Here is a 26,771-nt window from a genome sequence, read left to right as displayed (position 1 = left end):
CTTACACGCCCCAGGGCAGGCGGATGGTGGCGCTCGCGGTGGCCGCGATGCCTTCCTCACGGCCGGTGAAGCCGAGCCGCTCGCTGGTGGTCGCCTTTACCGCGACGCGCGAGATGTCGACGCCGGAGATCTCGGCGATGCGCGCGCGCATGGCGTCGCGCAAGGGGCCGATCTTCGGCCGCTCGCAGATCAGCGTCACCTCGAGATTGGCGACGCGGCCGCCGCGCGCTGCGACGCGCTCGATGGCATATTTCAGGAACTGGTCGGAGGAGGCGCCCTTCCACTTGACGTCGCTCGGCGGGAAGTGCGAGCCGATGTCGCCGTCGGCGAGCGCGCCGAGGATGGCGTCGACCAGCGCATGCAGGCCGACGTCGCCGTCGGAATGCGCCAGGAAACCCTTGCTGTGCGGCACGCGCACGCCGCAGATCATGACATGGTCGCCTTCGCCGAAGGCGTGCACGTCGTAGCCGGTGCCGATCCTGATGTCGCCAAGCTGGGCGGCCAGGTGCGCTTCCTCGCGCACGAAATCCTCGGGAGTGGTGAGCTTCATGTTGGCAACATCGCCTTCAAAGGTTGCAACCGTCAATCCCGCCCATTCGGCAATCGCGGCATCGTCGGTGAAATCCGAGCGTGCATCCCTTGCCGCGCGACGATGCGCCTCGAGGATGACGTCGAAACGAAAGGATTGCGGCGTCTGTGCGATTCGCAAGGAAGCGCGGTCCGGCGTGGCCTCGACGTTGCCGCTTTCGCCGGTGACCTTGATGGTGTCGGTGACGGGAACAACGGGGATCGCAGCACCGGTGCGGCTCGCCGCCTCGATCGCGCGCGAGATCACGCCTTCCGAAACGAAGGGCCGCGCGGCGTCGTGGATCAGCACGATGTCCGGCTTGTGCTTGGCCAGCGCTTCGAGGCCGGCGAGCACCGAAGCCTGCCGCGTCGCGCCGCCATTGGCCGGCGGCTCGTGCCTCAGCCCGGCGACCGCTGCCGTGAACATGGCATTGTCGTCGGGGTTCACTACCGGCTGCACCGCGAACACATCAGCGTGGCGGCTGAAGGCCTCCATGGCGCGGTGGATCACGGGCACGCCGCCGATCTCGCGATATTGCTTCGGGCCGCCGGCGCCGGCGCGCAGGCCGCGTCCGGCCGCCACGAGGACGACAGCGGTGCGTTGTGATTTCGCCATAGGACTCAAATACTCAGTTGCCAATGAAAGAGCAGGGGGTGATTTGCCGGCATGCCTCTAGCACGGCAGGCCCGCAAAAAAAGGGGGTTTCCCCGGATTGTGGGAAACAGCATTTTGCTGCACTGCACTTGAAAGATCTACAGAACTGTCTAAACTGTAGGCATGACGCTTGACTGCACAAGAATTGTGCGCAAGATAGATCATGGCAGGCGCGATGAGGCCCTGCCCAGTCAACGAGACCCCCGTGACCGGCTCGGCAGTATCAGGCTCTAAGCCGTTGAAAATAGGCGATATTGAAGTCGCCGCCCCGGTCTTCCTGGCACCGATGTCGGGTGTGACTGACTCGCCCGTCCGCCGGCTGGCTGCCGAGCTTGGAGCCGGTCTCGTCGTGTCCGAAATGACTGCGAGCGATGAGCTCGCCAACGGCCACCGGATGTCCCGGTTGCGCTGCGAAGCCACCGGCATCGGCCCGCACGTGGTCCAGCTCGCCGGCTGCGAGACGCACTGGATGGCCGAAGGCGCCCGGATCGCCGAAGCGGAAGGCGCCGATATCATCGACGTCAACATGGGCTGTCCCGCCCGCCACGTCACCGGCGGCCAGTCCGGCTCCGCCTTGATGCGCGACCTCGACCATGCCGTCAGCCTAATCGAGGCGACGATCGCGGCGGTGAAGGTGCCGGTGACGCTGAAAATGCGTCTCGGCTGGGACGACCGCAGCCGCAACGCGCCGGAGCTGGCGCGGCGCGCGGAGGCCGCCGGGGTCAAGCTCGTCACCGTCCATGGCCGCACTCGCTGCCAGTTCTACAAGGGCGAGGCCGATTGGGATGCGATCCGCGCCGTGCGCGAGGCCATCTCCATTCCGCTCGTCGTCAACGGCGACATCACCTCCTACGAGAAGGCGCTCGCGGCATTGGACGCCTCGGGCGCCGACGCCGTGATGATCGGCCGCGGCGCACAGGGCCAGCCCTGGCTGCCCGGCCAGATCGGCCGCCGCCTGAAAGGCGGGGCCGAGGAAGCCGCGCCCTCGCTCGAAACGCAGCTGCATTATGTCCGCACGCTCTATGACGGCGTTTGTGCGCTCTATGGTCTGCGCATCGGGCTGAGGCACGCCCGCAAGCATCTGGGCTGGGCGCTCGACGTCGCCGCGCAGGCGAGCCGTGCGCCGGCCGAGAAGCTGAAATCCTGGCGGCAGAAAATCCTGGTCTCGGAGGATCCGCGCCTCGTTCACGATTCACTGCAAGACGCCTTCGACGACTTCGCCTGGAGCGCTGCTGCATGAGCTCAGCCGCTGAACATCGTCGGCCGCTTCAGTCCGACAGCGACGCCATCCTGGATGCCTTGCCCAACCCCGTGCTCATGATCGGGCCGGACGGCAAGATCGTCGCCGCCAATATCGCCACCGAAGCCTTTTTCGAGATCTCGACGCAATTCCTGAAGCGGCAGTCGTTGAAGGAGCTGGTGCCGTTCGGAAGCCCGTTGCTGGCGCTGATCGACCAGGTGCGCTCCTCGAACTCGCCGGTCAACGAATACAAGGTCGATCTCGGTACGCCCCGCATGGGCGGCGACCGCCAGGTCGACCTGCATGTCGCGCCGCTCACCGAGCGGCCCGGCCATATCGTCGTAATGCTGCAGGAGCGCACCATCGCCGACAAGATGGATCGGCAGCTCACCCACCGCAGCGCAGCGCGCTCGGTGATAGCGCTAGCAGCCATGCTCGCGCATGAAATCAAGAATCCGCTTTCGGGGATTCGCGGCGCGGCACAGCTGCTGGAGCAGCAGGCCTCGTCCGAGGACCGCATGCTGACGCGGCTGATCTGCGACGAGGCCGACCGCATCGTGACGCTGGTCGATCGCATGGAGGTGTTCGGCGACGAGCGCCCCGTGGTGCGCGGCCCCGTCAACATCCATTCGGTGCTCGATCACGTGAAGCGGCTGGCGCAGTCGGGCTTTGCCCGCAACATCCGCTTCATCGAGGACTACGATCCGTCGCTGCCGCCCGTGCTGGCCAACCAGGACCAGCTGATCCAGGTGTTCCTCAATCTCGTGAAGAACGCCGCCGAAGCGCTGATCGACGTGCCCGACGCCGAGATTCAGCTCACCACCGCGTTCCGTCCCGGTGTGCGCCTGTCAGTCCCCGGTCAAAAATCCCGGGTATCCCTTCCGCTCGAATTCTGCGTGAAGGACAACGGACCCGGCGTGCCCGACGATCTCTTGCCCAACCTGTTCGACCCGTTCGTGACCACCAAGCAGACCGGCTCGGGTCTCGGCCTTGCGCTGGTCGCCAAGATCGTCGGCGATCACGGGGGCATCATCGAATGCGAATCTCAGCCGCGCAAGACCACCTTCCGCGTGCTGATGCCGATGTATTCCACATCGGTCAAACACGCCGATCAAAGCAGTCGCGACGGCTCTGCCGGGAAGTCGTCGCCTGCGTCACAGGGGGCAAAATGAGGATTAACAATGCCCGCAGGTAGCATTCTCGTAGCCGATGACGATACCGCCATCCGCACCGTTCTCAATCAGGCACTGTCCCGCGCCGGTTACGAAGTGCGGCTGACCGGCAATGCCGCAACGCTGTGGCGCTGGGTCAGCCAGGGCGAGGGCGATCTCGTCATCACCGACGTGGTGATGCCGGACGAAAACGCCTTCGACCTGTTGCCGCGGATCAAGAAGATGCGGCCGAACCTGCCCGTCATCGTCATGAGCGCGCAGAACACATTCATGACGGCGATCCGCGCCTCCGAGCGCGGCGCGTACGAATATCTGCCGAAGCCGTTCGATCTGAAAGAGCTGATCGCCATCGTCGGCCGCGCGCTGGCCGAGCCGAAGGAGCGGACCTCGACGCCGGACGAGGACGCCGAGATGGAGGCGATCCCGCTGGTCGGCCGTTCGCCGGCGATGCAGGAAATCTACCGCGTGCTGGCGCGCCTGATGCAGACCGACCTCACCGTGATGATCACGGGCGAGTCCGGTACCGGCAAGGAGCTGGTGGCGCGCGCGCTGCACGATTACGGCAAGCGCCGCAACGGCCCGTTCGTCGCGGTCAACATGGCGGCGATTCCGCGCGATCTCATCGAGTCCGAGCTATTCGGCCACGAGCGCGGTGCCTTCACCGGCGCCAACACCCGCGCCTCCGGCCGGTTCGAGCAGGCCGAAGGCGGCACGCTGTTCCTGGACGAGATCGGCGACATGCCGATGGAGGCGCAGACCCGGCTGCTGCGCGTGCTGCAGCAGGGCGAATACACCACCGTCGGCGGCCGCACCCCGATCAAGACCGACGTGCGCATCGTCGCGGCCTCCAACAAGGATTTGCGCGTCCTGATCCAGCAGGGCCTGTTCCGCGAAGACCTGTTCTTCCGCCTCAACGTCGTGCCGCTGCGGCTGCCGCCGTTGCGCGAGCGCATCGAGGACCTGCCGGACCTCGTGCGGCACTTCTTCACGCTGGCCGAGAAGGACGGATTGCCGCCGAAGAAGCTGGATACGCTGGCGCTGGAGCGGCTGAAGCAGCACCGCTGGCCCGGCAACGTGCGCGAGCTCGAGAACCTCGCCCGGCGCCTCGCCGCGCTCTATCCGCAGGACGTGATCACGTCCTCCGTCATCGACGGCGAGCTCGCACCGCCGTCGGTCAGCCCGGGCGCAGCGGTCCAGCAGGGCGTCGACAATCTCGGCGGCGCCGTGGAGGCGTATCTGTCCTCGCACTTCCAAGGCTTCCCGAACGGCGTGCCGCCGCCCGGCCTCTACCACCGCATCCTCAAGGAGATCGAGGTGCCGCTGCTCACGGCGGCGCTCGCCGCCACGCGCGGCAACCAGATCCGCGCCGCGGACCTGCTCGGCCTCAACCGCAACACGCTGCGGAAGAAGATCCGGGATCTCGACATCCAGGTGTATCGGAGCGGGGGCTAATCTTTCGAAGCGGCCGGTGGCTCAGCTCCCCCTACCAAGGCAGAGCTGAGCCTGTCCGGATCGCGCTGGCCGTTGTGGCTGACGCGGTGAGCAGAAGTCCGCGCTGGGCCCAAATGTTCCGGTCGTCCATTTAAATTTGTTTGGCCGCAGCGCGCGGCATCACATCTATCTGACCAGCCGGCCGGATGCCGGCATCACGCTGGCGAGATTCACCGGGGCCGGCTGAAGGGCGAGGCCGTTGACCAGGAGGTCCGCGGCCACGATCAGCAGCAGAACGGCCGAAACCATCGTCGCGAGACAGATCTTATCCATCCTGATCAAGCCGGAATGGCGGGAATCCGTTCCCGTCCCTCCGCATGTGCCTGTGGATTGCGCGGGTCCGCCGCGGCCGACACGCCGCGGAATTGTCGCAATTTGGCAACAATGTGGTACGAATACATCAGTATCCGCGCGTCCGCGGATCCGTTTTCAGCACCGCCATTGCCGGAATGACCAGCGCAGAGACCTCGGCCGCACACTTTGACACGGCCCCAGCGGAAGAGCCCCGGCGTTGGTCGGTGCGACGCTGGCTGGCGCCCTTTGCTGTCGCGCTGGCGCTGCTGTCGGCCTTCCTGACCTTCCTGGTCCTGACCGGTCTGAGCACGATCGAGCCGACACCCGGGGTTGTCCGCACATTCTATCTGATCAATGCGGCCACGATCCTGCTGCTGGTCGGGATCATCATCCGGGAACTCTGGCAGCTGATCCTGGCGCGGCGGCGGGGCAGGGCGGCGGCGCGTCTTCACGTCCAGATCGTCAGCCTGTTCTCGATCGTGGCGGTGCTGCCGGCGGTGCTGGTCGCCGTCGTCGCCAATGTCACCATCGAGCGCGGCCTCGACCGGCTGTTCTCCGGGCCGACCAAGCAGGTCATCCAGAACTCGCTGACGATCGCGCGGGCCTATATGCAGGACCATGCGCAGCTGATCCGCGGCGACATTCTCGGCATGGCCAACGACATCGCCCATGCCCGGCCGCTCTATGACCAGGACCGCCGCACGTTTCGCGAGATGCTGACGGCGAGCGCCGCGTCCCGCAACCTGCCGGGCGCGATGATCATCGACAAGAACACCAACATTCTGGAATCCGCCGACACCGGCATGCGGCTCGCTTATTCGCCGCCCGCGCCCGACTTTCTCAGCAACGTCAACGAGGCCGAGCCCGAGATCGCGGTGCTCCCCGATGCGAGCTTCGTCGCCGCGGTGATCCGCCTGCGTGCCTTCAACGACACCTTCCTCTATGTCGCCCGGCCGCTTGATCCGAACGTCGTCAATCAGCTCAAGCAGACCGAGGTCAGCGTCGCCGAATACGCCCAGATCGAATCGCGCCGGCTCGGTATCCAGGTCGCCTTCGCGCTGATGTTCGCGGTGATCGCGCTGACCATCTTGATGGCTTCGGTGCTGATCGGTCTCAATTTCGCCAACTCGCTGGTCTCGCCGATCCGGCGGCTGATGAATGCGGCCCACACGGTCTCGACCGGCGACCTGCACGTCCAGGTGCCCGTGCACCAGTCGGAAGGCGACCTCGCCCAGCTCGGCGAGACCTTCAACAAGATGACGCAGGAATTGCGCAGCCAGCGCGACGAGCTCGTGAGCGCCAGCGACCTCATCGACAGCCGCCGCCGCTTCATCGAAGCGGTGCTGTCTTCGGCGAGCGCCGGCATCATCGGCGTCGACACGTCCGGCAGCGTCGGCATCCTCAATCGCTCCGCCGAGAAGCTGATCGGGCACTCCGAAGCCGAGACGCTCGGCCACCCGCTCTCCGACGTGCTGCCCGAGCTGGACGAGATGATGAAGACCGCGCGGGAAGGGACCCAGCGCCTGGTGCAGGGCCAGATCACGATCACCCGCGACGGCACCGAGCGCAACCTGTCTGTCCGCGTCAGCGCCGAGAAGAACCAGCCGCACGACAGTTACATCATCACGCTCGACGACATCACCGAGCTGGTCTCGGCGCAACGCACCTCGGCGTGGGGCGACGTCGCGCGCCGCATCGCCCACGAGATCAAGAATCCGCTGACCCCGATCCAGCTCTCGGCCGAGCGCATCCGCCGCAAGTTCGGCAAGACCATCACCGAGGACAAGGACAAGCAGATCTTCGATCAGTGCACCGACACCATTGTGCGCCAGGTCGACGACATCAGGCGCATGGTCGACGAGTTCTCGCGCTTTGCGCGGATGCCCAAGCCCGTGATGGAGGGTGAGGACGTCGCCGACACCGTGCGCCAGGCGGTGTTCCTGATGAAGGTCGCCCATCCCGAGATCGACATCGAGGCTGAGTTCAAGCAGGATCCGCTGCGCGCCCAGTTCGACCGGCGCCTGATCTCGCAGGCGGTCACCAACATCGTCAAGAACGCCACCGAGGCGATCGAGCAGGTCCCGCCCGAGGAGCTCGGCAAGGACGGTGGCAAGGGCCGTATCGACGTCGTGGTGTCGCGCGAGGGCGACGACGTGCTGATCGACGTCATCGACAACGGCATCGGCCTGCCCAAGGTCGCGCGCTCGCGCCTGCTCGAGCCGTACGTCACCACGCGCGCCAAGGGCACCGGGCTCGGGCTCGCCATCGTCGGCCGCGTGCTGGAAGACCATGGCGGGCGGATCGAGCTGAAGGATGCCTCCGACTTCCGTGCAGGCCAGCGCGGCGCCTGGATGCGGATGCGCTTTGCCGTCTCAGGGCAACCCGCGAAAACGGAGCACGTGCCGGCGGCCAACGCCGCGACCGAGACGACCTCCAAAGCCGACATCACGCAAACGGTGACGGAATCCGTCGAGAACCGGGAAACAAAAGAGCCGGCCGCCGGAACCAAAGAGCCGGCTGAAAAGACCAATGATTCAACCAAAATCGAAGCCTCAACAGGCAGCTGACAAGACAGGCGCGATCCATGGCAAGTGAAATTCTGATTGTCGATGATGAGGCCGATATTCGGGATCTCGTTGCGGGCATTCTCGAAGACGAGGGATTCGTCACAAGGACCGCACGCGACAGCGACTCGGCGCTCGCCGAGATCGCCAATCGTCGGCCGCACCTGGTATTCCTCGATATCTGGCTGCAGGGCTCCAAGCTCGACGGCCTGCAGCTCCTGGAGCAGGTCAAGAAGGACAATGCCGATCTGCCCGTCGTGATGATCTCCGGCCACGGCAACATCGAGACCGCGGTCGCCGCGATCAAGCGCGGCGCCTACGATTTCATCGAGAAGCCGTTCAAGGCCGACCGCCTCATCCTGGTCGCGACCAGGGCGCTGGAGAACTCGCGGCTCAAGCGCGAGGTCAAGGAGCTGAAGCAGCTCGCGCCGAGCGCCAGCCAGCTGGTCGGCCGCTCGCCCAGCATGAACCAGCTGCGCCAGACCATCGAGCGGGCGGCCAAGGCCAACAGCCGCATCCTGATCGTCGGCCCCGCCGGCGCCGGCAAGGAGCTGACCGCGCGCACGCTGCATGCCGCCTCGGGCCGCGCCGACGGCCCCTTCGTCGTCATCAACGCCGCCGCGATCACGCCGGAGCGGATGGAGCATGAGCTGTTCGGCGTCGAGCAGTCCAACGGCGAGCAGCCGCGCAAGCCTGGCGCGCTCGAAGAAGCGCATGGCGGCACGCTGTTCATCGACGAGATCGCGGACATGCCGCGCGAGACCCAGAACAAGATCCTGCGCGTGCTGGTGGAGCAGTCGTTCCAGCGCGTCGGCGGCACCGCCAAGGTGCAGGTCGACGTGCGCATCATCTCATCGACCGCCCGCAATCTCGAAGAGGAGATCACGGCCGGCCGCTTCCGCGAGGATCTCTACCACCGGCTCTCGGTGGTGCCGATCCGCGTGCCTGCACTGTCGGAGCGGCGCGAGGACATTCCGGAATTGATCGACTATTTCATGGAGCAGATCTCGGCGGGCAGCGGCCTGCCCAGGCGCCAGATCGGTCAGGACGCGATGGCGGTGCTGCAATCGCATGTCTGGCCCGGCAATGTGCGTCAGCTCCGCAATAATGTTGAAAGAGTCATGATTCTGGCCGCCGGTGGGCCGGAGGTCATCATCACCGCCGACATGCTGCCGCAGGATGTCGGCTCGATGGTGCCGGCGATGCCGACCAGCAACAATGGCGAGCACATCATGGGCCTGCCGCTGCGCGAGGCACGCGAAGTGTTCGAGCGCGACTATTTGATTGCACAGATCAGCCGTTTCTCAGGAAATATTTCCCGAACGGCCGAGTTCGTTGGCATGGAACGTTCGGCCTTGCACCGGAAGTTGAAAGCGCTCGGCGTCGGCTAAGGCCGCGACGCCGCGGCGGCATCTCGACAATAGGCGAAGAAATCATCGATTTCCGTAATTTTTCGGGGCAATAGGGCCGGGCCTGCCGCTTGAAGCGGCTTGCCTAATATCCCGACCTGTCCTCTAATCGAACCGCTGTTCCTTCCGAGGGGGATCTCATGAGGGACGGCAACCGGAGGAGGCCCCGAACTCCACAAAGAGGGCCGCATCCGGCGCAATAAAAAGAAACTCAAAGCGAGAAAAAAACAATGGCGGCAGACCGCGCACAAAACCTACAGGACACCTTCCTTAATCACGTTCGCAAAACCAAGACGCCACTGACGATCTTTCTGGTCAACGGAGTGAAGCTCCAGGGCATCGTGACCTGGTTCGACAATTTCTGTTTGCTGCTTCGGCGCGACGGTCATTCGCAGCTCGTCTACAAGCATGCGATCTCGACCATCATGCCGGGCGCTCCGATTCAGCTGTTCGAAGGCGGCGAGGACCAGCCGGCTTGAGAGTGATCTGATTGGAACCCCGGAATTTCGACGGGGATGCCGACCGTCCACGGTCGGCAGGGGCTACGCAGACGGGGCGGGTGCTTGTCATCGGCCCCTACTTGCGCGTGCGCGCGGGCAGTGCCGACGCGCAATCGGAGACTCACGCCTTGCGAGACACCGAGGCCCGGCTCGATGAAGCCGTCGGCCTCGCGCGCGCGATCGATCTCGTCATTGCCGACGCCATCGTCGCCCCGGTCAGCCAGATCCGGCCCGCGACCTATATCGGCAAGGGCAAGGTCGAGGAGATCGCCGGGCTGATCAAGTCCCTCGATGTCGAGCTCGTGGTGATGGATTGCGCGCTGTCGCCGATCCAGCAGCGCAACCTCGAGAAGGAATGGCACGCCAAGGTGCTCGACCGCACCGGGCTCATTCTCGAAATCTTCGGCCGCCGCGCCAAGACCAGGGAAGGCTCGCTGCAGGTCGAGCTGGCGCATCTCAACTACCAGCGCTCGCGCCTGGTGCGCTCCTGGACCCATCTCGAACGCCAGCGCGGCGGTTTCGGCTTCATGGGCGGTCCCGGCGAGACCCAGATCGAGGCCGACCGTCGCCTGATCCAGGAGCGCATCTCCAAGCTGGAGAGCGAGCTGAAAAAGGTGCAGGCGACGCGGCGGCTGCATCGCGCCGGTCGCCAACGCGTGCCGTATCGCGTCGTCGCGCTGGTCGGTTACACCAATGCCGGCAAGTCGACGCTGTTCAATCGCCTGACCCGCGCCGAGGTGCAGGCGGCCGACATGCTGTTTGCGACGCTCGATCCCACCTTGCGGGCGCTCACCCTGCCGCATGGCGGAAAGGCGATGCTGTCGGACACCGTCGGCTTCATCTCCAACCTGCCGACGCAGCTCGTCGCCGCCTTCCGCGCCACGCTGGAGGAGGTGCTGGAGGCCGACGTCATCCTGCATGTCCGCGACATCTCGCATGAAGACGCCGAGGCGCAGCAGAGCGACGTCGACGCGGTGCTGCGCCAGCTCGGCATCAACCCGGACGATTCCGGCCGCATCATCGAGGTCTGGAACAAGATCGACCGTTTCGATCCCGAGGAACGTGAAGAGCTGCTCAACATTGCCGCGCGCAGGCCGGAGGATCATCCGGCGATGCTGGTCTCAGCCGTGTCGGGCGAGGGCATCGATGCTCTGCTCGCCGCGATCGAGCAACGCCTGGCCGCCAAGCGCACCACGCTCGATCTCTCCATCGACGCCGCCGACGGCGCCGGCATCAGCTGGCTGCACCGCAATGCCGAGGTGCTGTCGAAGGAGCTGCACGACGGCCGCTTCGACATGACCGTGCGGGTGGACGAGACCAAGCGGGACATCGTGGTGAACAGGTTCGACGCCGTGCCGCATCACGCCACATAACGGCGCGATGCCATTGGTGCGCGGCATCGATCGCATCTGGCGACGAGAGATCACACGCGGCATGGATCTATACACCCTCGTGCGCTCTCCGCACGGGGCACGAACGGCAGCCGACCTGGCGGCGTGCTGACGCTGGTCGGTTGCGGGCTTGATCAGCACATCAGAACGGAATTGTCAGGCCCGGATGTTTGGCTTGCGCCCTGGTATAGGCGACGCCGTGGACCTTGATCCCACGCGTGTCCAGCAGCGAGATAATGCCGCCCTGGTTCGACAATTCCATCGGCTTCTCCACGACGACGGCGAGCGTTCCTCCGGCTGCGATCGTCCCCGACAGCGTCATCTTCTTCTTCTGCTTGTCGGCCAGCTTCCAGCCGGTGAGATCGATGTCGCGATCGGCCGTGTTGAGCAGTGTGACGACTTCGCGCTCCGGCGTCTTCACGGCGTTGACGAGTGCCGCAATGATCCGCACGAGCCCATCCGGCATTTCCTCCGTCGGAGGGGCCGTCGGATCCAGCGGCGCTGTCGGCGTGCCGCCGCCGAGATCAATCGGATGACCGGTCTCGTCGTCAGTGTGCCAGGCCTGCGTCTGGAATTTGAGAAGGACTGCCGTCCATAAGTTTTGCTCCGGGAATTCGAATACGAGCCCGCCGTCCTGCCACGGCCCGTTGTCGCCCGAGAACCTTCCGATGGGATTTCCCTGGTTCATATGGATGTCGTGAATGCCGCGTCCCGGCCTGAAGCCGAAATAATTGTCCGCCTTGGTCTCGGGGCCCCATGTCTCGCCGAACGCGTAGACCATCGCGCTTTCGTCCGAGAGTGCGCGCTGGACGAACTGGTCGAGCTTCTCGTTGAGGTCGTTGTCCGGCCCAGGCACGGACAGCGGCAGCGGCACCATCTCCTGGGGCTGCATCAGATTACCGCGGATGAAGTCCAGCGCGATGCTGTTGGGCTGGGGGGCCTGCGGGTGCAGCCCCTCCGGGAGTGCCGCGAGTCGTTCGGTGATCGGATGGACGAAACGAGATCGCACCAGGAATTCGACCTCGCTTCCGTCGGCCGACTGCACGTTGACGGCAATGCGGAAATCTTCACCGCCGGCGACGATATGGACTTGATAGTGCGGCGACCTGCCGGTGCCGAAACGCATCGCAATCGGGCGTCCCTTGAGGACTGAATAATGTTTCAATGGCATCGCGCTTCACCTGCCGTAGGGGGGGTGGCTGCGTCAGAACTATACAACTTTAGACTGTCTGCGGTGACAATTTCATGGCGGCGGCTTGACGCATCTTTCCGTGCGAGTCGCTGGGGGCGGTCAATCGGGGTACATTGCTGACCGATCGGCGGTGGATGGTGTTGCCGGATCTCTCTGCCACCGCACCCGGCTAAGTGGCGGTCTTGGCCGCATTCCACAACGCGTCCATCTCCGCCAGCGAGGCCTGCTCGAGCGTCCGGCCCTGCGCCGCCAGCGCCCGCTCGATATAGGCAAAGCGCCGCTCGAATTTGGCGTTGGTCGCGCGCAGCGCGGCTTCCGGATCGGCGTCGACGTGACGGGCGAGATTGACGAGGGCGAACATCAGGTCGCCGGTCTCTTCCGCCAGGCCCGCGCGGTCGTTGCGGTCCAGCGCGGCTTCGATCTCGTCGGCTTCCTCGCGGATTTTCTGCAGGACCGCGCGCGGGTCGTTCCAGTCGAAGCCGACCGTGGAGGCCTTGCGCTGCAGCTCCATCGCGCGCGTCAACGCCGGCTGGCCGGCCTTCACGCCCGACAGCAACGACTTGTGCGTCGGCGTCGCTTCCGGCGGCCGGCGCGCGGCGCGTTCGGCCTTTTCCTCGGCCTTGATGCGGTCCCAGACCTCCTTGACGTGGTGCGGGGCGAGATTGCCGTCCTTGTCGGCGAAGACGTGGGGATGGCGGCGGATCATTTTTCGCGTGATGGCTTCGACCACGTCGCCGAAAGCAAAGGCGTTCTGCTCTGAGGCCATCTGCGCGTGGAACACCACCTGAAGCAGGAGATCGCCGAGCTCCTCTCTGAGATCGTCGAGATCGCCGCGGGTGATGGCGTCGACCACCTCATAGGCTTCCTCGATCGTGTAGGGCGCAATCGTCGCAAAGTTCTGCTCGAGGTCCCAGGGGCAGCCGGTCACCGGGGTGCGCAGTGCCGCCATGATCTCGATCAGGCGGGAGATATCGCGGGAAGGGGTCATTGCCGGGCAGTCTCCTGGGGTCCAGAGCCTTATGCCAAAAGCGGACCCCCGATCCCAGCGCAAGGCGGCGGAACAGGCCGATTTCCACCGATTGGCGAGCAAGTCGCGCAATGCTAAAGCGCGGGCCATGAGCGACGCATTTTCTTCCGAAACCGCGCTGGTGCTGTTCTCCGGCGGCCAGGATTCCACCACCTGCCTCGCCTGGGCTTTGAGCCGCTTCGCCCGCGTGGAGACGCTGGGGTTCGAGTACGGCCAGCGCCACGCCATCGAGCTTGACTGCCGCGACCGCCTGCTCGACGGCATCAAGGGCCTGCGCGCCGATTGGGCCGCAAAGCTGGGCGAGAGCCACACGCTGTCGATCCCGACGCTGGCGGCCGTCTCCGAGACGGCGCTAACCCGCGACGTCGCGATCGCGATGGGCGCCGACGGCCTGCCCAACACCTTCGTGCCGGGCCGCAACCTCGTGTTCCTGACCTTCGCCGCAGCGCTGGCCTACCGGCGCGGCATCCGCCACATCGTCGGCGGCATGTGCGAGACCGACTATTCCGGCTATCCCGATTGCCGCGACGAGACCATCCGCGCCATGCAGGCCGCGCTCTCGCTCGGCATGGCGAGGCCCTTCGAGCTGCACACGCCACTGATGTGGATCGACAAGGCCGCGACCTGGAAGCTGGCGCACGATCTCGGCGGTGAAGGGCTGGTCGATCTCATCCGTGAGCAATCGCACACCTGCTATCTCGGCGAACGCGGCGCGCTGCATGAATGGGGCTATGGCTGCGGCGAGTGCCCGGCCTGCAGTTTGCGGGCGAAGGGGTGGAACGAGTACGTGGCAGGGCGGTAGGGTCGCTCCGCCGTCATTGCGAGGAGCTCGCGACAAAATTGCGCAGCAATTTTGCGCTGATGCGACGAAGCAATCCGGACTGCCGCCGCGGAGGGGTTCTGGATTGCTTCGCTTCGCTCGCAGTGACGAACTCAGCGATCAGCTACTGAAAATCCTCGTCCCGCAGCTCAATCGGCTTGCCGTGCGGCGTGCGATCGGCGGCGTGGTCCCAGGCATCGCGGTAGCGGTGCAGCGTCTCCAGCGAGGCGACGCCCTTGCGCGCGACGAGGCCTTCCAGCGTGGCGAGCCAGTGCAGATAGTAGGTCTCGCCGGTGTCAGGGTCGCCCGCGGCCTGGGCACGCTTGATCTCGGAGGCCAAGGCTGCGGCCCATTCCGGCCAGGTGAACACGCCGCGCTCGTGCAGGCTCAAGGCCATCGCGAACGCATGCGCCTCCCAAGGCGCGCGGAACACCGGGCCGTCGTCGTCGCGCGGAATGCTCGGGATCGCTGCCGTCGCCGCGGCCGCAAGTGCGCCGCTCATCACGCCGGATCCAGATAGGGCTCGAACGCGTCGATCGAGACCTTCAGCGTGGGATCGCCGTCCTCGCCCCAGAGATCGCGGCCCTCGAACACCACGGTATAGAGCCATTGCGGGTTCTCGCCGCGCTCCATCGCCGCCGTATCCGGAAACACGTGACAGCCGTGATTCAGCTCGACGACACCGACATGGCCGCGGACGTAGCGAGGCAGCCGCGTGTGGGTCGCAGGATGGATGTTCTTCGCCCGCACGCGATCGCCGATCTTGAATTTCGCCGGAGCCGGGGCAGGGCGGTCGAACTTGCCGCGCACCATCACGCGCTCGACATTGGCGCGGTCGAACGTGCCGTGCTTGAGCGCCTTTGCGGGCTGCATCGCATGGCCGGCAGCGACCTCCTCGCGGGTGAGATAGCCCTTCTCGATCAGCATCTCCTCGAGCCCGAGAAACCATTTCTTGTAATAGGAGCTCGACAGATAGACCTGCGGCGGCAAGGTCTCGCGATAGAATCGGGAGGTGTCGATGTTGAAGGCGCCGGCCGCGCCCATCGCGCGCACCATGGCCAGCACGCGCGATTCCCATTCCCAGTGAAACATCGGCTCGTTCGGCTCGGGCTCGACCTTGCCGAACCCGTCCATGCCGCCCATGTCGTGCACGCCGTTCACGACGGTGCTCCCGGCGTCTTGGGAAAACCAGTGCCGATCATGGAGTCGCGCGTCACGAGCTCGGCGAGTTGCTCCTCGCTCCAGCCTTCCGTGCCGGCGGGGCGCATCGGCAGCACCAGGAAGCGCGTCTCGGCGGTGGAATCCCACACCCGGATCTCCGTGTCCTTCGACAGCGCGACCCCGAAATCGGCGAGCACGCCGCGCGGATCCTTCACCGCACGCGAGCGGTAGGGCGCGGCCTTGTACCAGACCGGCGGCAGCCCCAGCATTTCCCAGGGGTAGCAGGAGCACAGCGTGCACACGACCATGTTATGTCGCTGCGGCGTGTTCTCGACCACGACGAGATGATCGCCGACCCGGCTGACATGGCCGAGCGTGCCGATGGCCTTGGAGCCATCCTCCAGCAGCGCCTTCTTGAACGCCGGATCGATCCAGGCCTTGGCGACGACGCGCGCGCCATTGTGCGGGCCGATCTTGGTCTCATAGGCCTGGATGATGGCGTCGAGCGCAGCCGGCTCGACATAGCCTTTTTCGGTCAGGATCGTCTCGAGCGCACGCACGCGCAGCTCGGTCTCGGACAGCTCGGAATGGTCGTGATCGTGGTGATGGTCGTGATCGTGGCTCATGGCGCGAAGATAGGCGCAAGGGTCCGTTTCTGTCGAGCGTTCGTTGCAGCCCAATCCGGCCACGTGTTCGTGACGCTGTTGTGCGCTGACATTGCTGTCGGCAACCAAAAGATGGTCCAGACGGCCATTGATTGCACCGAGGACAATCCGTATACGCGGCGCAAAGACAAAAGGGCTCCGTCAGGCCGGAACGACGCGACGACAATCGAGGGATCTACTTCGCATGCCACCGCAGTGCTGCCGGTGGGTGCTGGCGGTCGGCTCGGGCATCGCCGACCTACCAGTCACGACGCTGGCCATGCTTTACATGTATTCGCTCGGCCTGATGGCGTGATCTCGCTTCTTACGCACCGGACCTGCGCCAATGTATTTCGGCAGCGGCTATATCCGGAAGGGCAGTTCTGGACCTTCGGACTGCTCTATTTCGCGGGCACCCGCTGATCGTGCTGCCCTGGCTGAGGGTCTACCGAGCCAGTGTGGAGGCTGATGCGGCGGAGGAATTTTCTGCTTCAGGGAGTGATCGGGAAATCTTCGTCCAACTCCTGCCAAATATCTGAAATTGCAAGAAAGACTGGAAAAGGCGATGGTGCGTGCTGCGGTGCAGCGCGTTCGTTCCGGATCCTCGCCGCTGTCTTTCTCCCGTCGCGCGATGCGACTTGGTTCCCGAGCGCGCAACCGGGAACGCGAACTATTGTGCATGAAGGCTGCCTCCATGAATGCCCACCAATCGCTCGCGATCGGACAACCGATCGAAACGCTTGAAGCGATTTCACCCGCGCCGGCCGAGCCCGACGCGATGGTCCGTTTCGCCAATATCTCGAAGACCTATCCGGCCTATCGCGGCAAGCCCGGCGTCGACGCGCTGCAAGACATCGACTTCGCGATACCGCGCGGTTCCATCACAGGCGTGATCGGCCGCTCCGGCGCCGGCAAATCGAGCCTGGTCCGGCTCATCAACGGGCTGGAGAAGCCGACCACGGGCCGCGTGATCGTGGACAACAGGGATATCTCGGCGCTCGCCGGCCGCGAGCTGCGGCTGGCGCAGCGCTCGATCGGCATGATCTTCCAGCATTTCAATCTGCTGTCCTCGCGCACTGCCGCCGACAACATCGCGCTGCCGCTGGAGATCGCCGGCTGGGCCAAGGCCGACATCAAGGCCCGCGTCGCCGAGCTGCTCGCACTGGTCGGTATCGCCGACAAGCACGATCGCTATCCTTCCGAACTATCGGGCGGCCAGAAGCAGCGCGTCGGCATCGCCCGCGCGCTGGCGACGCGGCCGAGCGTGCTGTTGTCGGATGAAGCGACCTCGGCGCTCGATCCGCAGACCACGCGGGCGATCCTCGATCTGCTTGCGAGCATCAACCGCGAGCTCGGGGTGACCATCGTGCTGATCACGCATGAGATGTCCGTGGTGCGCCAGCTCGCCAAGGAGGTGGTGGTGTTAGACGCCGGCCGCGTCGTCGAGAGCGGCCACGTCGCCGACATCTTCACGCATCCCAAACATCCGATTACGCAGTCCTTCCTGGCCGAGGTGATCGGCGACAGCCTGCCGGTGTCGCTGGCGAGCCGGATCGTTCCGGAGCAGCCTGCCGGCGGGCAGGCCGTGGTCCGGGTCCAGGTGCGCGGGGCAGGGGCCGGCGACACATTGGTAGCCCGGCTCGCGCGCGAGCTCGGGCTCGACGTCGCGCTGCTGTCGGCGCGCATCGACGAGATCGGCGGCCAGCATGTGGGCTCGCTCACGCTCGGACTTCCCGGCGGCGAGGACGCGGTGACGCGGACGCTCGCCTGGCTCTCTCAATATCAATTCTCGGCGGAGCGTCTCGGCTATGTCGCCTGAACTCATCAACCTGATCATCCAGGCGACCTTCGAAAGCCTGTACATGGTCGGCATCGCGGCGCTGCTCGGCACCGCCTTCGGCCTGCCGCTCGGCGTGTTCCTGGCCACCAGCCGCAAGGGCGAGCTGTTCGCGGCGCCCATCGTCAATCGCGTGCTCGGCATCGTCGTCAATGCGACGCGCTCGACGCCCTTCATCATCCTGGTCGTCGCCATCATCCCGTTCACGCGCCTCGTTGCCGGCACCTCGATCGGCTCGACGGCGGCGATCGTGCCGCTGACCATCGCCTCGACGCCGTTCATCGCGCGCCTCGTCGAGGCTGCGATCCGCGAGGTCGACGGCGGCCTGATCGAGACCGCGTCCTCGTTCGGCGCTTCGCCGCTTCAGATCGTGTTCAAGGTGCTGATCCCGGAGGCGCTGCCGGGACTGCTGCTGGCTCTGACGCTCGCCGTCGTCAGCCTGCTCGGCTACTCCGCGATGGTCGGCGCGGTGGGCGGCGGGGGCCTTGGCGATCTCGGCATCCGCTACGGTTATCAGCGCTTCATGCCGGAGATGATGCTGGCCGTCGTGGTCGTGCTGATCGCCCTGGTGCAGATCGTCCAGAGCGCGGGCGATTACCTGGCACGCCGGGTTAATCGCCGGCTGCGGCATCGCTGAAACATTTCCCGATGTTTCAGACAGGGCGATTCTGCTTCTGCCTGGAAACATTCCAAACTGCGAAGCGCGCCTGAGCGCATTCGTCGCAGGTGCGGCGCACACGTCTGGAGAAATTCTAACGCGGTTCCTATCGCACTCGAAAACCGGCTGAGCTAGGGCGGGGCATCAAAAACGGTACCGGCGAAGCCGGCAGTGCGTGGGGCCTCGAAAGACGTGAGCGACTTTCAATTTTCTTCGCGTGGCGACACGCGTCGTCGACAGATTCAGGTGCTTTTCCTCGGGGCGGTCAGCACATTCTCTCTCGTCATTCCCTTCGCTACCGTGGAGGCGCAGACGCAAATTCCTGCGGTCACCGTCGAAGCGCCGGCGCAGCGCGCCCGTCCTGCGGCCATTGCGTCCTCGCGACGGGCGGCGGCGGCGCGAACCGCACGCGCCAATCGTCGCGGCCCCGCGCAGCAGGCTGCGCCAACGCAGTCGGCGTCATCGAATGGCGCCACAGGCGAACGCGCCAATGGTCCGGTACGCGGTTTTGTCGCCACGCGCAGCGGTACCGCGACCAAGACCGACACACCCCTGATCGAAACGCCGCAGTCGGTGTCCGTCATCACCACCGACCAGGTCAGGAACCAGGGCGCGGTCTCGATCGGCGAGGCCCTGCGCTACACCGCCGGCGTCAGCGGCGACGTCAATGGCGGCTCCGACACCCGCTTCGGCGGCCTCCAGATCCGCGGCTTCGACATGACCATGCCGGGCCTCTACGTCGACGGCTTGCGGATTCCCTCCAGCAATTACGTGCATTTCAACGGCCTCGATCCCTATGGGGCCGAGCGGCTCGAGGTGCTCAAGGGCCCGTCCTCCGCGATGTATGGCGGCAGCGGCACCGGCGGCATCCTCAATTACGTGACCAAGCTGCCGACCGCGCAGCAGTTCGGCGAGGTCTCGATCTCCGGCGGCAGCTTCAACCGCTATCAGGGCCAGTTCGACATGGGCGGCCCCGCCAACAAGGAAGGCACCGTGCTGTGGCGCCTGACCGGCGTCGTGCGCGACGGCGAAACCCAGGTCGACTTCAGCAAGGACAATCGCGTCTTCATCGCGCCCGCCGTCACCTTCAAGCCGAACGAGGACACCACCATCACCTTGCTCGCCAACTACCAGAGGGATCGGGCAGGGTGGGGCCTCCAGTTCCTGCCGGCCTCGGGCACGGTGTGGCCGAACAACGGCCGCACCATCCCGGTCTCGTTCTTCGCGGGCGTGCCGAGCTTCGACGCGTTCAACACCGAGATCGCAACAATCGGCTACCAGCTCTCGCACGATTTCACCGACTATCTCACGTTCCGGCAGAACCTGCGCTACGCCTATCAGCACAACGAGGAAAAGGTGTTCTACGGCGGCGGCTATGCCGATGAAGCCGCAGGGCAGCTCGCGCGCTATGGCAGCTACAGCAACTCCTACATCAATTCCTTCGCCGTCGATAATCAGCTCCAGGGCAAGTTCACCACCGGCATTCTCAGCCACACCACGCTGGTCGGCGTCGACTACCGCAACACGTCGTTCCGCGACACCGCCTATGGCGTGACGACTTCGTCTCCGACGATCGACGTCTTCAATCCGGTGTACAGCTACGACTATGCCGTGGACGGCCTGCCGAGCGACAAGACCGGCGTCAAGCAGTCGCAGGTGGGAGTTTACGCGCAGGATCAGATCAAGCTCGGCCGGCTCTCGTTCCAGTTCGGCGGCCGCCAGGATTTCGTGACGACGCAGGTCGACAACGGCATCTTCAACACCACGGTCGCGAAGGACGCCTCGGCCTTCACCGGCCGCGCCGCCGTGATGTACAATTTCGACAACGGCATCGCGCCCTATTTCAGCTACTCGGAATCGTTCCTCCCGCTGCTCGCGACCGGGCTTGGCGGACAGATGCTCAATCCCGAGTCGGGCGTCCAGTACGAGGTCGGCGTCAAGTACCAGCCGATCGGCTGGAACGCGCTGTTCACCTTCGCCGCCTTCGACCTGACGCGTGACAACGTCGCTGTGTACGTGCCTGCAGCCACCTTTTACGAACAGATCGGCCAGGTGAAGTCGCGCGGCATCGAGCTCGAAGGCACGATGTCGCTCGCCGACGGCTGGAACCTGCGCGCGGCCTATGCCTATGTCGACGCCATGGTCACGCAGGATCCGGTCAACGTCGGCAAGGCGCCGGTCACCGTGCCACTCAACCGCGCTTCGCTGTGGAGCGACTATACGCTGCAGAACGGACCGCTCGCGGGCCTGCAGTTCGGCGGCGGCATCCGCTATGTCGGCGCGACCTGGGGCGATGACGCCAACACCTTCAAGGTGGGCGCCTCGACCGTGCTGGATGCGCTGCTGGCCTACACCCATGACAATTGGCGCCTGTCGCTGAACGTGACCAACCTTGCCGACACGCGCTACGTCGCTGCGTGCTACAGCCTCGCGGGCTGCTTCTATGCCGAGGGACGCAAGGCGATCGGCAAGCTGACTTATCGCTGGTGAAATCAAAGACGGTCCGGCACCCGGGGGCCGGACCCGCTGGATGAGAGTGGAAGACGATGAGAGCGATATTCGGCAGGCTGCATCGCTGGGCTGGACTGCTCACGGCCGGATTCCTGTTCTTCTCCGGCATCACCGGCGCGATCATCTCCTGGGATCACGAGATCGACGACGTCCTGAACAGCCATCTGTTCGATGTCTCGACGAAGGGGCCGGCCATTCCCTCGCTCGAGCTCGCCAAGATGATCGAGCAGCGTGATCCCCGCGCGCGCGTCGTCTACCTCTTCATGACGCCGGAGCAGGGCCACTCGCTGTGGTTCTTCGTCATGCCGCGGATCGATCCCGCGACGGGCAAGCGTTACCCGCTCGACTACAATCAGGTCTTCCTCGATCCCAACACCGGCGCGGAGCTTGGCCGGCGCTATTGGGGGGCGGTGTGGCCCGTCACGCGGGAAAACTTCGTCTCGTTTCTCTACAAGCTGCACTACACGATGCACATTCCGGAATTCTGGGGCAGCGACCGCTGGGGCATGCGCGTGCTCGGCATCATCGCCATCATCTGGACCATCGATTGCTTCGTCGGCTTCTACCTGACGCTGCCCTCGCGCCGGCGCGCCAAGGCGGCGCGGGCGCCCGAGGTCGCGCGCCAGCTCGAGCGCGGCTTCTGGGCGCGCTGGGCGCCGGCCTGGACCATCAAGACGTCGGGCAGCGCCTACCGGATCAATTTCGACATCCATCGCGCTTTCAGCCTGTGGACGTGGGGTGTGCTGTTCATCATCGCCTTCACGGCGTTCTCGCTGAATCTCTATTTCGAGGTGTTCTCGCCGCTGATGAAGATGGTGTCGAACTACACGCCGACGCCCTATGAGCAGCGGCCGTACCGCGATCTCGACGATCCCATCGAGCCCAGGGTCACCTTCGCCGACATCGCCGCGCGCGCCGCGGCCGACGGCAAGGCGCGCGGGTGGACGGTCCCGGTCGGGTCGATCAATTACGGCCCGGCCCATGGCGTCTATGCCGCCGCCTTCTTCCACCCCGGCGACGATCACGGCGCCGGCGGCGTCGGCCCGGCGCAGCTCTATTACGACAGCGAGGACGGCCGTCCCATCGGCGAGCGACTGCCCTGGGTCGGCACCGCCGCCGACATCTTCGTGCAGGCGCAGTTTCCGCTGCATTCGGGCCGCATCGTCGGATTGTTCGGGCGCATCCTGATCTCGGTGATGGGCCTCGTGGTCGCCGCGCTCTCGGTCACCGGCGTCGTGATCTGGTGGCGCAAGCGCCGCGCCCGGGTTCGCGTGCGCGAGACCGCGGCCCTGCGGCTGAACCGGCAGCAACTCACGCCGGCAGAGTAGGGCACCCGCGTTCCGCCAAAGGATGAACCTTCGCACCCGGCGTCGGCACAAAGATGGGAGATCACTCTCCAGTCTTCCGGAATTGCAATGAGATTGCTTGCCTTGCTCTGCCTGCTCGTCCTGGCCGCGCCTGCCCGTGCTGCCGCGCCCGAGCAGCACTATCTCGACCTGCGCGACCGCTACATCGCAAAATTCTCCAGCGCCAAGGAAAGCGACGAGATCTACAAGCAGCATGATGCGGCCCTGAAGGAGCTGGCCGGCGTGCTGCGCGGCCTGGTCGGTCCGGTCGCGATCAAGGGGCTCCCGGCCGAGGGCAAGTCGAACGTCGATACGCTGTTCAAGAGCGACATCGGCTTCGGCCATCTCGACGGGCTGAGCTTCGCTTCCGAAGGCGACAAGATGCAGGCCGTGGTGACCACGACCGGGCTGCTCAGGCACTGGCTGGGCGAGCATCGCGAGGACGGCATGCCGCAGGAGAGCGGCGCAGCGTTGAAATCCGACCGCTTCTATTATTATGCGATCCAGGACGCCGCCTTCGCGATCTATGCGGAGCTGCCGATCACCAGGCCGGCAAAGGCAAGCGCCGCAGCCGCTGTGCTCGGCGTGCGCGGCAATGGCGACCTCAAGGGTCCCCCGGACGAAATCGACGTCGTCGCGATCCAGGGCGACAAGGTCTATTTCCTCGCGGCAAGGGAGGTCGTGAAGACCGCCCCGATTCCGGCCTGCGAGAAGGTCTGGAAGCAGATGATGGCAAAGCCCGTCGACAAGAAGGATCCGCGCGGCGAGATGACCCGCGAAGACAAGGCGATGACCGCCTTCACTTCGTGCTTCGCCAAGGAAGCCCCGAGCCAGAGCTGGTATGCGGCCGCCGTCAAGAAGGCGCAGAGCCAGTTGGAGCGGCTGCCGCTTCCCTAGAACGCCAGCTCAAGATCCTCCACCTTGATACTCCGCCTTTGGCCTGTACCGGCGAGGCGGCCGACGCGCCGTCCGGCAAAGGGCAAGACATGAGATTTTTGAGCAAGTTAGACCGATAAGCGCCGTGTTCGGCGGATGCAATCCGCGAGCTTCCACTTGCGGGTTAGGCGAGATACTATGGCCTTTTGTCATACTTGCTGCATCCGGTCTGGCACCAGCTGGGGACCGTTCTTGCGGTTCGTCAACGATTTGGCTGCGATTGACGATGAGTACGCAAACCCGCGATCCAAAAGGCGAACGTCATCGATTGACGGTGCTGTTCTCTGACCTTGTGGGGTCCACGGCCCTGGGCAGAGATGTCGAGTCCGAGCACCTTTCCGAGCTCCTCAGCCAATTGCGGCAGATCTGGCATCGCGCAGTGGCGAAGCACGGCGGTCACATCATCAGAACACAGGGAGACGGCGCCCTCGCTATTTTCGGCCATCCCCAGTCGGGCGAGGACGACGGTCGTCGTGCTGCGGAAGCAGCGCTCGATATTCACCAATGGGTCGGGCAGCTGCGCCACGATGGCGTGTCGCCGGCGCTGATGCCGCTGCGAATGCATTCGGGTATCCATGCCGGCACCGTGCTCCTGACCCAAGGCGACATCGAGTCCGGCCGGTATGACCTGATCGGCGATGTCGTAAACACGGCGGCGCACCTGTCGCGTCACGCCGGTCCGGATCAGATCCTCGCCAGCCTCGATGCCCTTGGGCCGCACGCCAACTTCTTCGAGCTCGGTGCCCACCTCCCATCGGGAGGGATTTCCGGAATGCCGCAGGCGAGGCTGGTGCTGAGACGAAGCACGGCGACCCGACGCTTCGAGGCAACCGCGCGCCGCGGCTTGACACCCTTCATCGGTCGTAACGAGGTATTCGGCTTCCTGACACGCTTTCTGAGCGAGGCACCTCCGCCCGCGCAACGTTGCACGGTCATCGTGGGCGGCCCCGGCCTCGGCAAGACACGCCTTCTGGAAGAAGTGCTGGAACACGTCGGCACCGAGCGCTTCAGGCTGCTGCGGGGCGGCTGCGAGAGTTATGTCGGTGCCGAGGTTCTGCAACCATTCCTGCAAATGCTGCGCTCCGCTCTCGGAATAGGCCCGGATGCTTCCATCGTTGAGGCCAAGGAGACCGCGCGCACGGCTCTGGAGCCATGGGCCGCCCAGCTCGGCCCGCATGCAGAATCGATCCTCGCTCTGGCGTCGGCCGGCGCCGATGCGCGCGGCGGCCGCATCACCGTCGACGGCGTCGTCGGCGATCTCCTCGCGTTCTTCACCGGCGTGTCAGCGCAAGGCCCGCTGGTGCTGGTGATCGACGATTGGCAATGGTCCGACGATGCAAGCCGCCAATTGCTCCAGGCCTTGCTGGAATTGCCCAACGGACCTCGTGTCATCCTCGCCAGCCGGCCACGCGAGGACGGCACCGAATGGATTTCAGGCGCGCCGCACCTGCTCCTCGAACCGTTTCAGGGGCCCGAAACAGACCTTGCCGTACGCCGCTGGGTGCCGCAGGCCGATCCGTTCCTCGTCGCGCGCATCCACGCCTACGCGGGCGGAGTGCCGTTGTTCATCGAAGAGCTCTGCCATTCCATCGCCGCCAACGATCCTGCTTCATTCGAAGCGCGCAGCAAACAGGGCTGGATTGCAACACTGGTCGCCTCGCGCCTGGCACGCCTGCCGTCCGATGAGGCGAAGGTGGTCCGCGCCGCGGCCGTCATCGGCAACACCGTGCCGCACGGCTTGCTGGTTTCGGCCTGCGGCAGCGAACCCGACCCGGCCATCGTGCGGGCATTGGCCGATGCGGACTTTCTCTATGCCGATCCTGGGGGCGACGTCCTGCGCTTCAAGCACGGCATCACGCGCGACGCGGTCTACGACAGCATTGGCTTGCACGAGCGTCAGGCATTGCACAAGCGGATCGAAGCCACCTTGCTGGCGCGGTCCGAGCAGGCTGATCGCGAGGACGCGATGGAAGCTCTGGCCTATCATTCGCGCGGCGCAGGTCATTGGGAAAGCGCCGCCCGCTATGCCGAACGCGCCGGCGACAAGGCCATGGCTGCATTCGCGCTCGATCGTGCCAGTGCGCAGTACCAGGTCGCCATGCAAGCGCTGGATCGCGTGCCGGATCGCTCCCGCGAGCAATCGCTGCGCTGGTGCTTGCTGGCCAATAAGCTTGGTATGGCCAACATCTTCGACCCGCTGTCGCTGACCGACGATACGTCCGTGTTCGAACGCGCGGTTGCGATCGCGTCCTCCCTCGGCGAGACCGCCGCGATGGCCAGCGCCTATGAATGGCTCGGCTACATGTGCTACGGGTTCGGCCGCTTCCGGGACGCTGTGACACACACGCGGACGGCACTGGAATTGGCGCGCAAGCTCGGTGATCATCGCCTGATCGCCCAGATCGAAGCAACGCTCGGGCAAATTCTGGCCGCAAGCTGTCAGTACGACGAAGCCATCGCCCTGATCGACGCTGCCATTTCGACCAAGCAGCAGCGCACCCGGCGGCATGGCGCGATATCCTTCGGAGCGGCCTACGCGCTGTCGTGCAAGGGCGGCATCCTCGCGGATCGCGGCGATTTCGACGGTGCCCACGCATGTTTCCGCGAAGCCATGGCCCTGGTCGAAGGCTCGACCCATCCGGTCGTCAATTCCGTACGCAACTGGATTGCGGTCGCGCTGAACTGGCAGGGCCGCTGGCGCGAGGCGGAGCAGCTTGCCGTCGAAGGGGCGCGCATCGCCGAGAACACCCGCAGTCTGCTGCTGCTGGCGGATTGCCGGGCCGCCTCGGGATTTGCCCGCTGGTCGGCGGCCGCCGACGCCGATGGCTTGCTGCAGCTGCGCAACGCCGCGGAATGGATGGAGCGGCGCAATTTTCAATTCTACACATCGGTTCAATATAGCTGGCTCGTCGAGGCGGCGACGGCCGAAGGCGATGTCGAGACGGCACGGCGATATGCCGCCCATATCCTGCGCCGCGCGCGCGAAGGCGAGCGGCTGGGCGAAGCGGCGGCGTGCCGCTCGCTGGCGAGGCTCGCAGCCCGGCGCCAGGATCTTAGCCTCAGCGAACGGTGGTTGCAGCGGGCCGAGGCCTCCGCAGGCTGGCGCGGTTCGCTGCGCGATGCGGCCCTGAACCTGGCCCTGCGCGGCGAGCTTCTCGCGGGGCAGGGCCAGGGCGAGGCGGCCCGCCAGACCATTATTGAAGCCGCCGAGAAACTCAAGGCGCTCGGCATGCACTGGCATGCGGAGCAGGCGATCCGGCTCTTCATCGGCACACCCGTCGTCTACGCCAACGATCAACTCGGTCGTGCTCAGCCTTGTGCCGTCTAGTCGCTGCGCCGCCTGTCCTGAACGGCTC

Annotated in this window: 21 protein-coding genes and 1 pseudogene; 15 read left to right on the top strand and 7 right to left on the bottom strand. The window is 65.3% G+C overall.

Features of this window, described 5'->3' with window-relative positions:
- Position 1: 1 nt before the first annotated feature.
- A complete protein-coding gene (locus tag ACNJYA_RS19705) occupies positions 2-1,183 on the bottom strand; it encodes a bifunctional 2-C-methyl-D-erythritol 4-phosphate cytidylyltransferase/2-C-methyl-D-erythritol 2,4-cyclodiphosphate synthase (RefSeq protein WP_439400587.1) in 1,182 nt (393 codons plus the stop codon).
- 277 nt (positions 1,184-1,460) lie between these two features.
- On the opposite strand from ACNJYA_RS19705, the gene dusB reads away from it, so the two are divergent.
- The 3 genes from dusB to ntrC are packed head-to-tail and all read left to right on the top strand — an operon-like array spanning position 1,461 to position 5,086.
- Positions 1,461-2,462: a tRNA dihydrouridine synthase DusB gene (gene dusB, locus ACNJYA_RS19700; RefSeq protein WP_439403456.1), complete on the top strand. Its 1,002-nt coding sequence runs from the start codon at positions 1,461-1,463 to the stop codon at positions 2,460-2,462.
- Complete coding sequence (locus ACNJYA_RS19695) at positions 2,459-3,634, top strand: two-component system sensor histidine kinase NtrB (RefSeq protein ID WP_172788966.1); 1,176 nt, start codon at positions 2,459-2,461, stop codon at positions 3,632-3,634. Before dusB ends, ACNJYA_RS19695 begins: the two co-directional genes overlap by 4 nt.
- A gap of 9 nt (positions 3,635-3,643) precedes the next feature.
- On the top strand, positions 3,644-5,086 hold the full coding sequence (ntrC, locus tag ACNJYA_RS19690; RefSeq protein WP_128261688.1) for a nitrogen regulation protein NR(I): 1,443 nt from the start codon (positions 3,644-3,646) through the stop codon (positions 5,084-5,086).
- 165 nt (positions 5,087-5,251) lie between these two features.
- On the opposite strand, the gene ACNJYA_RS19685 is transcribed toward ntrC, so the two are convergent.
- Positions 5,252-5,398 (bottom strand): hypothetical protein, encoded by a 147-nt coding sequence (locus ACNJYA_RS19685; protein ID WP_439400586.1) that lies wholly within the window; start codon positions 5,396-5,398, stop codon positions 5,252-5,254.
- Between the two features lie 176 nt (positions 5,399-5,574).
- Between ACNJYA_RS19685 and ACNJYA_RS19680 the strand changes: the two genes are divergently transcribed.
- From ACNJYA_RS19680 to hflX, 4 genes are all read left to right on the top strand, one after another.
- Entirely contained in the window at positions 5,575-7,986 is a 2,412-nt protein-coding gene (locus tag ACNJYA_RS19680) for an ATP-binding protein (RefSeq protein ID WP_439400585.1), read from the top strand.
- A 17-nt stretch (positions 7,987-8,003) separates the two neighbouring features.
- The gene (gene ntrX, locus ACNJYA_RS19675; protein ID WP_172788962.1) at positions 8,004-9,374 is read left to right on the top strand and encodes a nitrogen assimilation response regulator NtrX; all 1,371 of its coding nucleotides are present in this window, start codon (positions 8,004-8,006) and stop codon (positions 9,372-9,374) included.
- Between the two features lie 248 nt (positions 9,375-9,622).
- Positions 9,623-9,871 carry an RNA chaperone Hfq gene (gene hfq, locus ACNJYA_RS19670; RefSeq protein WP_007591126.1) on the top strand — a complete coding sequence of 83 codons (249 nt, stop codon included), beginning with the start codon at positions 9,623-9,625 and terminating at the stop codon, positions 9,869-9,871.
- A gap of 11 nt (positions 9,872-9,882) precedes the next feature.
- A complete protein-coding gene (gene hflX / locus ACNJYA_RS19665; RefSeq protein ID WP_439400584.1) occupies positions 9,883-11,265 on the top strand; it encodes a GTPase HflX in 1,383 nt (460 codons plus the stop codon).
- A gap of 160 nt (positions 11,266-11,425) precedes the next feature.
- On the opposite strand, the gene ACNJYA_RS19660 is transcribed toward hflX, so the two are convergent.
- Together ACNJYA_RS19660 and mazG are read right to left on the bottom strand one after the other, a co-directional pair.
- On the bottom strand, positions 11,426-12,454 hold the full coding sequence (locus ACNJYA_RS19660; RefSeq protein ID WP_172788960.1) for a DUF2278 family protein: 1,029 nt from the start codon (positions 12,452-12,454) through the stop codon (positions 11,426-11,428).
- Positions 12,455-12,644: 190 nt separating this feature from the next.
- Complete coding sequence (mazG, locus tag ACNJYA_RS19655) at positions 12,645-13,463, bottom strand: nucleoside triphosphate pyrophosphohydrolase (protein WP_439400583.1); 819 nt, start codon at positions 13,461-13,463, stop codon at positions 12,645-12,647.
- A 127-nt stretch (positions 13,464-13,590) separates the two neighbouring features.
- Here mazG and queC point away from each other — a divergent pair, with 127 nt between their 5' ends.
- Positions 13,591-14,304: a 7-cyano-7-deazaguanine synthase QueC gene (queC, locus tag ACNJYA_RS19650; protein WP_439400582.1), complete on the top strand. Its 714-nt coding sequence runs from the start codon at positions 13,591-13,593 to the stop codon at positions 14,302-14,304.
- 142 nt (positions 14,305-14,446) lie between these two features.
- On the opposite strand, the gene ACNJYA_RS19645 is transcribed toward queC, so the two are convergent.
- Genes ACNJYA_RS19645 through nthA form a run of 3 tightly spaced genes read right to left on the bottom strand, consistent with a single transcriptional unit; the run spans position 14,447 to position 16,109 of the window.
- Positions 14,447-14,824, bottom strand: coding sequence for a nitrile hydratase accessory protein (locus tag ACNJYA_RS19645; RefSeq protein ID WP_260379147.1), 378 nt, complete (start codon positions 14,822-14,824; stop codon positions 14,447-14,449).
- The gene (nthB, locus tag ACNJYA_RS19640) at positions 14,824-15,483 is read right to left on the bottom strand and encodes a nitrile hydratase subunit beta (RefSeq protein ID WP_439400581.1); all 660 of its coding nucleotides are present in this window, start codon (positions 15,481-15,483) and stop codon (positions 14,824-14,826) included. Before nthB ends, ACNJYA_RS19645 begins: the two co-directional genes overlap by 1 nt.
- Positions 15,480-16,109: a nitrile hydratase subunit alpha gene (nthA, locus tag ACNJYA_RS19635; RefSeq protein ID WP_439400580.1), complete on the bottom strand. Its 630-nt coding sequence runs from the start codon at positions 16,107-16,109 to the stop codon at positions 15,480-15,482. Before nthA ends, nthB begins: the two co-directional genes overlap by 4 nt.
- 216 nt (positions 16,110-16,325) lie before the next feature.
- Between nthA and ACNJYA_RS19630 the strand changes: the two are divergent.
- The 7 genes and pseudogenes from ACNJYA_RS19630 to ACNJYA_RS19600 form a co-directional block, all read left to right on the top strand.
- Positions 16,326-16,573 (top strand): annotated as a pseudogene (locus tag ACNJYA_RS19630) (anion permease); the annotation flags it as partial.
- Positions 16,574-16,806: 233 nt separating this feature from the next.
- Positions 16,807-17,946 (top strand): methionine ABC transporter ATP-binding protein, encoded by a 1,140-nt coding sequence (locus tag ACNJYA_RS19625; RefSeq protein WP_439400579.1) that lies wholly within the window; start codon positions 16,807-16,809, stop codon positions 17,944-17,946.
- Positions 17,936-18,601, top strand: coding sequence for a methionine ABC transporter permease (locus ACNJYA_RS19620; protein WP_212257066.1), 666 nt, complete (start codon positions 17,936-17,938; stop codon positions 18,599-18,601). Before ACNJYA_RS19625 ends, ACNJYA_RS19620 begins: the two co-directional genes overlap by 11 nt.
- 192 nt (positions 18,602-18,793) lie before the next feature.
- The gene (locus ACNJYA_RS19615) at positions 18,794-21,112 is read left to right on the top strand and encodes a TonB-dependent siderophore receptor (RefSeq protein ID WP_439400578.1); all 2,319 of its coding nucleotides are present in this window, start codon (positions 18,794-18,796) and stop codon (positions 21,110-21,112) included.
- A gap of 56 nt (positions 21,113-21,168) precedes the next feature.
- Entirely contained in the window at positions 21,169-22,461 is a 1,293-nt protein-coding gene (gene fsrB, locus ACNJYA_RS19610) for a siderophore utilization protein FsrB (protein ID WP_439400577.1), read from the top strand.
- Between the two features lie 87 nt (positions 22,462-22,548).
- The gene (locus ACNJYA_RS19605; RefSeq protein ID WP_260379154.1) at positions 22,549-23,376 is read left to right on the top strand and encodes a hypothetical protein; all 828 of its coding nucleotides are present in this window, start codon (positions 22,549-22,551) and stop codon (positions 23,374-23,376) included.
- A 265-nt stretch (positions 23,377-23,641) separates the two neighbouring features.
- Positions 23,642-26,743, top strand: a complete 3,102-nt coding sequence (locus ACNJYA_RS19600; protein WP_439400576.1) for an ATP-binding protein — start codon at positions 23,642-23,644, stop codon at positions 26,741-26,743.
- Positions 26,744-26,771: the final 28 nt, after the last annotated feature.

The organism is Bradyrhizobium sp. BLXBL-01, from assembly GCF_051853025.1.
GTDB lineage: Bacteria > Pseudomonadota > Alphaproteobacteria > Rhizobiales > Xanthobacteraceae > Bradyrhizobium.
This window is presented reverse-complemented; position numbering and strand designations above follow the sequence as displayed.